The organism is Virgibacillus salarius (assembly GCF_039521925.1).
Lineage (GTDB): Bacteria > Bacillota > Bacilli > Bacillales > Amphibacillaceae > Virgibacillus > Virgibacillus salarius.
The window spans coordinates 70,257-82,850 of the sequence record NZ_BAAACY010000098.1; the positions used below are offsets into that span (position 1 = coordinate 70,257).

The following is a 12,594-nucleotide window of genomic DNA, read 5'->3' on the forward strand; positions in this document are numbered from 1 at the left end:
TTATTTATCCTCTTTCTTTTTTATTGAACCTATAAGGGAAGCATAATCTGCTTTTAATTTTAAATAATCATTCATCGTATTTACTGCTGTTAGCACAGCTAACCTTGTCGTATCGAGTTGTCTATTTGATTCTTGGATTTCCTTCATTTTCTGATCGACTAAGCTCGCTACTAATTGGACGTGATTCTTTGGTTCATTACCAATTATAGTATATGTTTTATTATGTATCTCCACTGTTGTACGTGTTTTTTCATCTTGGGCCACGTTTTTACCCTCCCCCGACTAAGAAAAATTGTTCATCTTATCTTAACATGAAGTATGCAGTTTAGGAAACTATCGACTACGAATGAGGCGTAGTATGAAGGAATATATGTAAAGCTAGCTATTTCTTCACAGACATTTATTTGCTATAGTCTATATAGATAAAAGATTGGAGAGATTTATATGCCTCAGACGGTTTACAAGCTATCACAGGACACTATTAACCAGATGAAAAAACATTACGCCAAGTTCTTAACCACTCCACCGCAGGGAGCAGTGTTTAGAGCAAAGACTCCTGAGGCAGTTATTACAGCCTATAAATCCGGAAAAGTTATGTTCCAAGGAGCTGCTCCAGATAAAGCATCGCAAAAATGGGTTACAGAAGCAGTAACATCCTATAAAAGCGTAAATCATAAAAGACAACCATCAGCACATGGCTTTGCACCTGATCCAACCCTATTTGCCAAGAATCATATCGGAACTGACGAAGCAGGTACTGGCGATTATTTTGGTCCAATAACAGTTGCCGGTGTTTATTTAAATAAACAGCAAATTCAACAATTACAAGATATTGGCGTTACAGACTCCAAGACTTTAACCGATGCCAAAATTCGCCAATTAGCATCCACAATTATGAAATTACAAATTCCATACTCGTTATTAATACTACATAATGAAAAATATAATCAATTACAAAAAAAGGGCTGGTCACAAGGAAAAATGAAAGCCATGCTTCATCAACATGTTATCGGTAATTTAGTAAAAAAAATTGGGAATGTATCACTAGAGGGAATTGTCATTGATCAATTTTGTGAACCGGCGATATATCAAAGGCATATCCGTTCAGAAAATTTATCGTTAATTTCGAACACGTACTTTTTAACGAAAGCTGAAAGTTATTCAACACCTGTAGCAGCTGGCTCCATCATTGCTAGAGCAAGCTTCTTAAAAGAGATGGATTCACTCTCTGAACAGGTTGGCATTGAATTGCCAAAAGGAGCTTCTAAAAAAGTTGATCAAACAATAGCTAAAATAATAAATGCTAACGGTGAATCTATCCTACATAAATTAGCGAAAACACATTTCGCTAATACAAAGAAGGCTAGAAACTATCTATAAGTATAAAAACGGGGTTTGATTAAACGTATGTTGTTAAAGCGAAAGCCAAACGGTCATTCCAATCCGTTCGGCTTTCGTTAGTTTTAAACGATTGTTACGGTGCTGTAGCTACGTATTCCTCCTCCGATACTATTTCTTTCCTGTTATTTCTCATCTGTAAAGATAGGCGTTTACGTTATATACCATCCTATTTTTTTTATTATGAGCGAATATACGCATTAAAGCTTTGCTTCACTGCTTCAATAATTTTATCATAAGAAACTTGAATTTCCTCATCTGTCAATGTTTTTTCAGAATGTTGATATAGCAAGCTGAATGCAACTGATTTCTTCCCTTCTTCCATATGCTCACCTTGATACACATCAAAAACATCTACACGCTTCACAAGAGGCGCTCCAATTTCTTCAATTGTCTGCTTGACATCCCCCGCTAAAACATGCTCGTCTAATACAAACGCAATATCTCTAGCTATTGAAGGATATTTAGGAATCGGATCATAGGAATGAACATGGTTATAAGAAGCAAATACTTCCTCCATATTAATATCGAATACATAAGTATCCTTTATATCCCATTTTCTTTGCAAGCTTGGATGCACTTGACCAATGAAGCCAATTATCTTATCTTTTGTTTTTAATACAGCAGTTCTTCCAGGGTGCATTTCTGGTAGCTTTATTTGCTCATATGAAACAGTAATTCGTAAATAATCAAATAACCGTTCTAAAATTCCTTTCACAACATAAAAGTCAACTTCTTTACCTTCTTGTTGCCATGGATGGTCTACCCATTTTCCAGTTAGCGCACCCGATAAACGTAAACGCTCATCTGGCTGTTCTGTTAATTCTTTTTCTTTTGTTAGAAACGTACTGCCCATCTCATAATAGGCTAAATCCATCTGATTTCTTGCCTGATTATAGGAAATAACTCGTAGTAGCTCTGGCAGCAAGCTTAAACGCAAATATTTATGATCTTCACTCATTGGTAATTTTAATTCAATCGGGATATATTGTTTTTCTCTCACTTCAGGACTTATCCATTTATCCACTGCTGCTTCACTAGTTAATGTGTATGTGCGGCTTTCCATTAAACCAATTCCCTCAAGTAAATGCTTCACATTTCGAATTAACAGCTGTCTATTCGATAAGGCACCTGCTTGCGATGCACCTGCTGGTAATGTATATGGTAAATTATCATAGCCATAAATACGAGCGACTTCTTCTAACATATCCTCAAATATGGAGATGTCACCTCTTCTAGTAGGTGCATAAACCTTAAATTGACTATCCTGCTGTTCAAAATCAAACTGTAGACGTTGTAGAATCTGAACAATTTCTGTTGCCTGTAGGTTCGTTCCTAATCGTTTATTTATTTCAAACGTATCCATGTCTACCTGCTTTTCATTACGATCCAACTCGTCAAATTCAACGACACCTGTTAAAATAGTCGCATCTGCATATTTCTCTAATAATTCACAAGCTCTTAAACCAGCTTCCCTGACTCGATTAGGATCAATTCCCTTTTCGAAACGTGTACTAGATTCACTTCGAAGCCCTGTAGCTTTTACAGCATTTCGGACTACAGAACTATCAAAATACGCAACTTCAAGTAATACATTTTCCGTTGCATCGGTAACTTCTGTATCCAACCCACCCATGACTCCTGCCAGTGCGATTGGTTCTTTTCCATTTGTAATGACTACATGCTCCTCAGATAAGGTTCTTTCTTCTCCGTCTAATGTAACGATAGTTTCATTATCTTTTGCACGACGAACTACAATATTACCCGACTGTAGCTTATCATTGTCATACGCATGTAATGGCTGACCGTACTCCAATAGTACATAATTTGTTATATCAACAACATTGTTGATCGGGCGTATTCCAGCAGCCATGAGATAATTACTCATCCATAGCGGAGAAGGCTTGACCTTTACATCTTTAACAACGAATACACCATAATATGGATTCCACTGTTTAGCCTCCACATTTACAGTAATATAATCTTTGGCTTTTTCCGTTGCAGTTTGTAGTTGTGGAGCGGGCAGCTCTACTGATTGATTTAGGATCGCCGCAACCTCATAAGCCACACCTAGCATTGATAAGCAATCCGCACGATTAGGTGTCAAATCAAACTCCAATACCGCATCGTTTAAATTTAGTAACGGTTCAACTGATTCACCAACCGTAACTGCTTCAGGGAATACATAAATTCCGTCTGCGCTATCTTTTGGAATATACTTTTCAGCAATACCAAGCTCTTGCAAGGAACAAATCATACCGTTAGATTCAATTCCTCGTAATTTCACTTTTTTAATTTTAAAATTACCAGGCAACACAGCACCAGGTTTGGCAACAGCGACCTTTTGTCCTTGTTCTACATTTGGAGCTCCGCAAATAATTTGTAATATTTCATCTCCAACATCCACCTGACATAGGTTCAATTTATCAGCATTTGGATGCTTCTCACATGATTGCACGTATCCAACGACTACATTTTCAGTTTTATCTGCTACATACTCTATGCCATCAACTTCGATGCCTGATTTTGTAATTTTTTCTGCCAATGCCTCCGGACTGATGGTTCCGATGTCTACATAATTTTTTAGCCAATTTAATGAAACTAGCATGATTTCACTTCCTCCCTATGCTTTATGATACTGTTTTAAAAATCGAATGTCGTTTGTATAGAACTGTCGTATATCATTAACACCATATTTAAGCATGGCTATTCTTTCCGGCCCCATGCCAAATGCAAATCCACTATAAACATCAGGATCGTACCCCGCCATGGAAAGGACGTTAGGATGAACCATACCAGCACCTAAAATTTCAATCCAGCCTGACCCTTTACAAACTGAACAGCCTTTCCCGTCACAAACCTTACAAGAGATATCCATTTCTACAGACGGCTCTGTAAACGGGAAAAAGCTTGGTCGTAATCGAATTTCACGATCCTTTCCGTATATTTTTTTTGCAAATGTATCTAACGTACCTTTTAGGTCACTCATTCGTACGTTCTTATCAATATATAATCCTTCAATTTGTGTGAATTGATGGGAATGCGTGGCATCATCTGTATCACGTCGGTATACCTTCCCTGGTGATATCATCTTCACAGGCTTATCGCCTCCATACGCTCGCATTGTACGTGCTTGAACAGGTGACGTTTGCGTACGCATTAGCAGTTCTTTTGAAATGAAAAAGGTATCTTGCATATCTCTAGCAGGATGATTCTTCGGTAAATTTAAGGATTCAAAATTATAAAAATCAGTTTCGACTTCAGGTCCCTCACGTACCTCAAATCCCATTCCAATGAATAAATCTTCGATCTCCTCAATTATTTTCGTGAGTAAATGTGGTCCTCCAACTTTGATTGGGCGGCCAGGGAGTGTAACATCAATCGTTTCCTTTTCTAATTGCTTCTCCAATGCCATTTGCTCTAGACTTTCTGTTTTTTCATCTAAGGAAGTTGTGATGTTTTCCCGTACACGGTTGGCAAATTCGCCAATAACCGGACGTTCTTCCTTTGATAACTTTCCCATCCCACGAAGTACACTGGTTAAGGAACCTTTTTTACCCAAATAGGCGACTTTAATCTCTTGTAGCTCTTTCATACTTTCTGCGTCTGCAATCTTATTAAGTGCTTCTCTTTCAATTGATGCCAATTGATCTTTCATTTTCTATTCCTGCCTCCTTTATAATTAAACCTTGATTAGCAACCGTATTTACCACCATGGAATGACCATATAAAAAACCCCATCCCAACAAGGGACGAGGCTTTATTTCGCGGTACCACCCTAGTTAACACAAGCATTTTCAGAATGTGCTCAACTCAATCATGATAACGGATATTCCCGGAATACCTTTACTTGCTTTACAAGGTCCAAGTATCTGCTCCAGAGTGAATAGATAACTATTTATACGATAAAATGCTTTCAGTCTATTGGCATTTCTCCCTTATATCGTATATTGCAATAGAAATCTGGCTCCTTCAACGCTTTTCATATTATTGTATTTATATTATAGAGAAATTACATAAAGTGTGCAAGACTATACCTTTATGTAGTACATTAAAATTCCTGTAGCTATGCTTACATTTAACGACTCAGCCTTACCATAGATAGGAATTGTTACAATTTTGTCCGCATTTTCTCTAAGTTCTTGCTTAACCCCGTTTCCCTCATTCCCTACGATCAATGCAAGTTTTTCTTTAGGCTTTACCTTCGAATAAACTTCAGCATCCTGTAAGGCAGTTGCCCATACCTCGGCACCATCCTGCTGTAACTGCTCCACTTGCTCTAACAAATTAGCTTGTATAATTGGTATATGAAATAATGACCCTTGTGTAGCACGAATTACTTTATCGTTAAACACATCCACCGTATCATCACCAAGAATAATTCCTGAAAAACCCGCTGCATCAGCAGTACGGATAATCGTTCCTAAGTTGCCTGGGTCTTGAAGTGAGTCAATTAAAAGTACAGGATAATCAAAAACATCTGTTACGTTTTTGATTTTGACTACGGCCGCAATTCCTTGAGGTGAATTTGTTTGTGAAATATAGGAAAATACAGTTTCACTTACTTCAGTTACTAAAACTGCTTCACACCAATCTGGCGTAGCAATACCTTCTTGAATGATAACTTCAATAACTTCCCATTCACTATTCCAGGCCTCTTCTACTAAGTGAAAACCTTCTATTAAGAATACACCTTCATTTTTTCGTTCTTTTCGTCTATGTAGCTTTTTCCATGCTTTTACCTTACCATTCTTAACAGAAGTTAACATGTTCATCATTCCTCACTTTTAATTGTTCTATCATATCATACATATTTCTATGGATATAGGTCAAACTAGGCACTACAACAAGTTTATTAACTCAGCATTTTAATATACAACAATAAAGAGGTGAAACAATGGATTTAAATTTAAGAAAAGCAATATTGTCAAATATTTCCTCCAATGATCAGGAGCAATTAGAAGCAACTATCGTAGATGCGATTCAAAATGGAGAAGAAAAAATGCTCCCTGGTTTAGGGGTACTTTTTGAACTAATTTGGAAACACTCCGATGAACAGGATAAGCAGGAAATGATTGAAGCGCTAGAACAAGGTGTTAAAGAAGTAGCAAATAATTAATGAGAAACAGTAAAGAGGAGAAGAGCCTAAATTCTTCCCCTCTTTTTCCGTCCATAATTCCGTCTTCTTAATGATTACTGCTTTTGATACCCCCGCCAAAATCAGTTGTTATATGCTCAGATATAAGCATATTTTATTCTCACTATTGTTTAAATAAAATCACAATAATTCATACATAAAGATCGTTTTAAAAAAATAAAAAATAGTTATTATTACCTACACAAAAATTAACAAGTGAATTTAAGAGCAAGATTCGCGTTGTTTTTTAATAAGGAAGCGCATTCAATTAGGTCTTTTTACCTAAAATTTATTTTGGTTTCAAGATAAATTCATACTTGATTTACGTAGGCTTTAAAATGTAGGGATGGAACAATTTGACTACATTTTTATTAAGTGATATAAACAATGCAGATACTTCCATAGTTATCCTTTTGATTGTTTAATAATACATATAATTATGGAGTATGATACAGAGAGGGGAAATATTTTATGGGTGAAGCACAACAAAAAAGTAAAATGCCAAAAATAATAGCAATTGTTGTTGCAGTATTGCTAGTTGTTGGAGGAAGTATTGCAGCCTTCGTAGTAACAAATCTATCAGGGAAGGAGCAATATTTCTTAGCAGAGAAGAACTCAATTGAAAAATTGAGTGAAAAAATCGAAGAACGTTATGAGCCAGAGCTAAAATGGGTCGAACAATCAAAGGAAAATCCAACAGAATCTACTGTTGATTTATCAGCTGAGTACAACCTTCCAAGTGGAAGTGTTGGTTATGGTCAAATGGATCCCGCCCAGCTAATTAATAATTCAACAATATCTATAACAAGTGCTACAGATATGAAAAATAAAGAAATGTCAGCAAAAGTAAATGCAGATATTGGTGGCATGAAGATTGATGGCGTAGATTTCTACATGACAGCGGATAAACTCATGCTAGGTCTTCCGTTCATTGAAGAACTTATTTCATTAAACGGTGATGATTTTGGTACCCTACTTCATGAATTGGATCCAGCAACATTTACCGGTGAAGAATCAATCGATTTAGAATCTATGTTTGAAGGTACGTTGACAGAAGAAGATTTAGAATACTTTAAAAAAGAATACGCAGAGATGATTTATGATGAAATTCCTGATGATGCATTTGAAAGTAAAAAAGAATCTATTAAAGTACACAATGAATCATTAGATACGGAAAAAGTCACGATGCATATTACAGAAGAAAAGGTAAAGAATATTTTAAACAAAGTTCTTGACAAGCTCGAAAAAGATGAAAAGGTAAAAGAATTACTTCGTGAACAAATGGCGTTTCAACAACTCGGTGGAACTGCTGTCGATAGCGAATTTGAACAGATGATTTCTGATTTTGAATCAGGTATTTCTGAAGCCAAAAACGGGCTTAAGGATTTCCAAATTCCTGATGGTTTAAATTCAACCATTTGGATTCATGATGATGTTATCGCTCAACGAGATGTAAGTATCAAAATGGGGCCGAACAAGGATGAACTTGTAACATTTACAGTAAAAGGTACACAACTGCTAAAGGACGAAAAACAAAGCTTTAATTATGATTTAGCATATAAAGATTCTCTAGGAGAAGGAAAACTGAATATCGCTGGAGATTTAGCTTGGAAGGATAACAAAGCATCAGATTCTATTACTCTAACAATTGAAGATACGAAACTCAAATACGAAGGCACTGAAACATTAAAAGACAATAAACGAGATTTTGAACGAACATTTACACTTGAAGAACCTACTAGTGGCGGTGGAAGTTTAATTTGGAACGGTTCTTCCACATACAAGAAAGACACAATGAATTCAGAGCATAATTTTTCTGTAGAAAGCCCTGCGGTTAATCAAGACATGTTTACCTTAAACGCGAAAGTAAGTGGTAAAACAGTTGATAGCGTTGATATCCCAGAAGGTGATAACGTGAAAGATCTAGGCAAAATGAAAGCAGATGAGTTAAGACAATACTTCGAAATGGAAGTGACGCCTAAATTCCAGCAATGGTTATTCGGAATGTTATCCGAAGGCGGCGGTACAGGATTCTAGAAGTTTAGAAATTTAGAAAAGAAATGGAAGTGCCACCATGCATTTCATACGTATAGTTTTATTATTTTCAAAAAACAATGTTATACAACTCCAGAGGAAGTGGCTATCACTTCCTCTTCTTTTGCTTCTTCCTTTTATAATCGTTGGACTAATTCTTTGGATCATTATCACCTTTTTTACTCCTGATGAAGCAAACCCGATTAGGGTTGGTTTAGTTGATTTGGATCGATCAAAAGAAACCAAAATGATTGCTGACCTATTAGACGATACATCACAATTAAGTTCCTATATTCAACTAAATACCATGGAAGAGCAAGTAGCTAAGAAAAAAATTCAAAATAACCTATTAAGTACATATATTGTTTTCCCTAACGATTTTACTAATGATCTTTACCAAGGACATTCAGTGGAACTACCTATTATTGGCAATCCACATCAACCTGCACAAAGTCAAATGATAAAAGAATTCGTGGAGAGTGTAACTAGACATATTCGTGCTTCTCAGGCAAATGTCCTTACGATTAATCATTATGCAAAAGAATTAGGCATGGATGATGAAAAAAGAAATGATTTCATCTTTGAACAGTTTAAGGAGTTTGTTTTTTACACAATCGGCAGAACACGGATTATTGATAAAAACGAAATAACGAATCAAGCAACGGCTAATCCAGTATCTTATTATGCGATGGCTGGATGGTTTGTAATTATCACCTTATGGTTACTTATCATTTATAACTTTTTATACAAAAAAGACACGAATACTTTAAAGCAACGAATGAAGCTATATGGTGTTCATGAATTGCAGCAAATCATCGCAAAAATATTTATAACGCTCTTCCTTACCTTTATACTTGCTATGATGCTCTTTTTTATTATACAGTCCTTCATGAACTGGGAAATTGTACTATCAGATGCAATTAGAATTGGCAGTATTACTGGTTTATATTGCTTTGCTTTTCTGTTAGGGATAGCTATATTAGAGGTTATGGTGCCATCACAGCGACTCCAATTGCTTGTGTATTCTCTTTATACAGGTATTTTCCTTTTATTAAGCGGAGCTATCATACCTGTTATATATTTACCTTTTAGGTTACAGGAACTCTTAGCCTATATTTTTTCTTCGGAAACATTCTATTGGCTACAAGAAATTATCCTTAATGGTCGTTCTTACTCTGACTTTATTCCCTTAGGAGGAATGGTTCTTACTAGTTTATTTATATTACTAGGTATCTCAAATGTGAAGGAGCGGATATTCAAATGAGAGCTATATTACACAGCCGACTCCTCCATTGGAAACACCAAATCATACCGTTATTGTTTTGGTTACTACTCCCGATTATAGCTATTATAGGCTTCACTCAGTTAATGAATGGTCTACAGAAAGACAGTCAAATTCCAGTTGGGATAGTTTTAGAAGAAAAAACTGAGTTAGCATTAAATCTTGCTGATAAACTAGATCAATCTCCGCTTATACGTTTAGATATACTGGAAGAAGAGCAGGCATTACGTCAATTAGAAAAGCATGAACTAGATAGTGTTTTTATTATTAGAGAAGGCTATCAAGACCAAATAAAAAAAGGCAGTAGAAATGGATTAGTGAAAAGTTATCAATCTGATTTATCATTTGCCTATACACCTGTTTCAGAAATGGTTGCTTCCTATGTTCAAGAAGAAACTAGTAGAATGAAAACGGCGTTTACTGTACAGCAACTAAGTAAACAATATGAGCTAGAAAACACATGGACAATGGAGGAAATAAGTGAAAAGAGTAAGGATATTGAACGTGATCAAAATTTGCTCCGAACGACATTCACATTTGAAAATGACAATGAGGAGCAAACAAACAACTCCCTCCCATCCTGGAATAAGTGGGGGTTATGGGCTATTTTCGCTTTATTGTCAACGTTATTTCTATTTGATTGGGTCATTAAAGAAAAACGGCAATCCATGCAAACCCGTTTTCCATTTATCCGTTTTTCATTTACGTCCTATTGTTTGTGGAACACTCTGCTATACGGTGGTTTGTTTTTTATAAGTGATATCATTACTTTACTTGTATTTCACTTTTTACTAGATCAGCCAATTAGCCTAAGCAAACTTGGATCAATGATGTCCTTTCGGTTAATGCTTGTCACCGGTACTTTCTTATTAGCAGCTAATATGAGAAATCGTACTACTTATTATGGAATAGCCTTTATTATTACATTATTAACAGCCATTATAAGTGGCGCAATTATTCCTGCAGATGGAATCGTTAACCAATTCCCAATAATGAAATGGTTAAATCCGCTAGCACCATTTCTCAACAACGAACTAAATAACTTTTGGCTATATGCCTTTTTACTACTTATTATGATTTGGTATATCCGAAAGGAGAAATCCTATGCTTCATATCGATAATTTAACAAAATACTATAATAAAAAGCAGATATTTAAAGATCTTACCTTTTCAGTAGAGAAAGGTGAAATCATTGGTTTGGTTGGTGAAAATGGTGCTGGAAAATCCACACTATTGAGTATCCTCGCTACATTACAAACGCCAAGCGCAGGTACGTTAACATTAAACGACTTATCATATGATTCAGATTGGAAGAAAATACGTAAACAAATAGGCTATGTACCTCAGGAAATAGCGATCTGGGATGAATTTACTGTCAGAGAAAACATGTTATTTTTCGAAAAGCTGTCCTGGGTAAAAAAAACCGAAGAGGAACTACGGCAGCTTTGCTTAGAAATGAAATTAGATCAATGGAATGAACCTGCTCACACACTCTCAGGTGGAATGAAAAGAAAATTAAATATGGCTATTAGTCTCATTCATGACCCTACTATTATTCTTCTCGATGAACCAACAGTAGGAATTGATCTCAAATCAAAAAAGGAAATTGGGAGTTACATGGAAAAACAAGCTAAAACAGATGAGAAAACAATCATATATATATCCCATGATATGGATGAAATAAAAAGCTTATGTACACGTATAATCTGTATTGGGCAAGACTCTTTCTACAAAAATTTGTTACAGAATGCCGGAAAAAAAGTCCTTGTTTTCTAGAAATTTTTATTGCTTATCTTGGTAAATATAGTAAACTAGTAGTAGAAAAGAAAGGGGTATGCCCATGGAGATTAGAGAGCTGCAACAGATGATGCAATATCAAGCGATGTCTATTCTAACATCAAATTCAAATGCAATTTCTAATCATTCTCCAATGATAGACCTTGCATTCAAGCAAATGCTGCAAAATCAATTAGATCAAGTTTCTCAATTACAAGCAGGTACAGACCTGCGACAAAAGTCCAATACTAATAAAAATACAGCCACCAGCGCTGTTACAACAAATACGTCTCTCATTCCTACCAATACATCCATCGACCATTTGATTGAAAAGGCAGCTGGTACATATAATCTAGATAAGAAACTAATATATTCAGTCATTAAAAACGAATCAAACTTTAATCCTAGCGCACGTAGTAGTGCAGGTGCACAAGGACTGATGCAGTTGATGCCTACTACAGCTAAGGGGTTAGGGGTAACGAATCCATTTGATGCCGAACAAAACATTAATGGTGGTGCAAAGTATTTAAGTCAAATGCTTGGTCGGTATAACGGTAATGTGGAATTAGCTCTGGCAGCATACAATGCTGGACCAGGAAATGTTGATAAATACCAAGGTATTCCACCTTTTACTGAAACACGTAACTATGTGAATAAAGTAATGGGTACGTATCTTGCTTAAATTTTGAAAAAAGAGGCTGGAACAAAACACAACTTCTTTACTCAAAATACGAATAATCATGTTATCAATCGGAGTATCACCGCCGCACCGTGAAACTATACGCGCTTTCCGCGGGCACGGCCCATAGCCGTCAAGCTAAGAAAAAAGAAGTACGGTGCAATGAAAATATAAACATATTTTTCCAGTTTAATCCGTATTCTTTTATGGGTACTTGTTTTTCTTTTTTACACTTTTACTTACGCGGCACGGAAATGTACTTTATACGCAATGTTTAAGACATCAAAA

General features: G+C 35.9%; 11 protein-coding genes. 7 read left to right on the forward strand and 4 right to left on the reverse strand.

What is annotated here, in order from left to right; all coding sequences use genetic code 11:
- Positions 1-264, reverse strand: coding sequence for a cell division protein ZapA (gene zapA / locus ABDZ84_RS12865; RefSeq protein ID WP_026681394.1), 264 nt, complete (start codon positions 262-264; stop codon positions 1-3).
- A 180-nt stretch (positions 265-444) separates the two neighbouring features.
- Between zapA and rnhC the strand changes: the two genes are divergently transcribed.
- A complete protein-coding gene (gene rnhC / locus ABDZ84_RS12870; protein WP_026681395.1) occupies positions 445-1,380 on the forward strand; it encodes a ribonuclease HIII in 936 nt (311 codons plus the stop codon).
- Between the two features lie 199 nt (positions 1,381-1,579).
- Here the strand turns inward: rnhC and pheT are convergent, their stop codons facing one another.
- The 3 genes from pheT to ABDZ84_RS12885 all read right to left on the reverse strand — a co-directional run bounded on the left by pheT (position 1,580) and on the right by ABDZ84_RS12885 (position 6,167).
- On the reverse strand, positions 1,580-4,006 hold the full coding sequence (gene pheT / locus ABDZ84_RS12875; RefSeq protein ID WP_026681396.1) for a phenylalanine--tRNA ligase subunit beta: 2,427 nt from the start codon (positions 4,004-4,006) through the stop codon (positions 1,580-1,582).
- 15 nt (positions 4,007-4,021) lie between these two features.
- Positions 4,022-5,056: a phenylalanine--tRNA ligase subunit alpha gene (gene pheS, locus ABDZ84_RS12880; RefSeq protein ID WP_026681397.1), complete on the reverse strand. Its 1,035-nt coding sequence runs from the start codon at positions 5,054-5,056 to the stop codon at positions 4,022-4,024.
- A gap of 373 nt (positions 5,057-5,429) precedes the next feature.
- Positions 5,430-6,167 (reverse strand): TrmH family RNA methyltransferase, encoded by a 738-nt coding sequence (locus ABDZ84_RS12885; RefSeq protein ID WP_026681398.1) that lies wholly within the window; start codon positions 6,165-6,167, stop codon positions 5,430-5,432.
- Between the two features lie 128 nt (positions 6,168-6,295).
- Between ABDZ84_RS12885 and sspI the strand changes: the two genes are divergently transcribed.
- From sspI to ABDZ84_RS12915, 6 genes are all read left to right on the forward strand, one after another.
- The gene (gene sspI / locus ABDZ84_RS12890) at positions 6,296-6,517 is read left to right on the forward strand and encodes a small acid-soluble spore protein SspI (protein WP_026681399.1); all 222 of its coding nucleotides are present in this window, start codon (positions 6,296-6,298) and stop codon (positions 6,515-6,517) included.
- A gap of 489 nt (positions 6,518-7,006) precedes the next feature.
- On the forward strand, positions 7,007-8,572 hold the full coding sequence (locus tag ABDZ84_RS12895) for a DUF6583 family protein (RefSeq protein WP_026681400.1): 1,566 nt from the start codon (positions 7,007-7,009) through the stop codon (positions 8,570-8,572).
- Positions 8,573-8,609: 37 nt separating this feature from the next.
- Entirely contained in the window at positions 8,610-9,833 is a 1,224-nt protein-coding gene (locus tag ABDZ84_RS12900; RefSeq protein WP_026681401.1) for an ABC transporter permease, read from the forward strand.
- Positions 9,830-10,972, forward strand: a complete 1,143-nt coding sequence (locus ABDZ84_RS12905) for an ABC transporter permease (protein WP_026681402.1) — start codon at positions 9,830-9,832, stop codon at positions 10,970-10,972. Before ABDZ84_RS12900 ends, ABDZ84_RS12905 begins: the two co-directional genes overlap by 4 nt.
- Positions 10,956-11,627 carry an ABC transporter ATP-binding protein gene (locus tag ABDZ84_RS12910; protein ID WP_026681403.1) on the forward strand — a complete coding sequence of 224 codons (672 nt, stop codon included), beginning with the start codon at positions 10,956-10,958 and terminating at the stop codon, positions 11,625-11,627. Before ABDZ84_RS12905 ends, ABDZ84_RS12910 begins: the two co-directional genes overlap by 17 nt.
- A 64-nt stretch (positions 11,628-11,691) precedes the next feature.
- Positions 11,692-12,309 (forward strand): lytic transglycosylase domain-containing protein, encoded by a 618-nt coding sequence (locus ABDZ84_RS12915; protein WP_026681404.1) that lies wholly within the window; start codon positions 11,692-11,694, stop codon positions 12,307-12,309.
- The last annotated feature ends 285 nt before the right edge of the window (positions 12,310-12,594 follow it).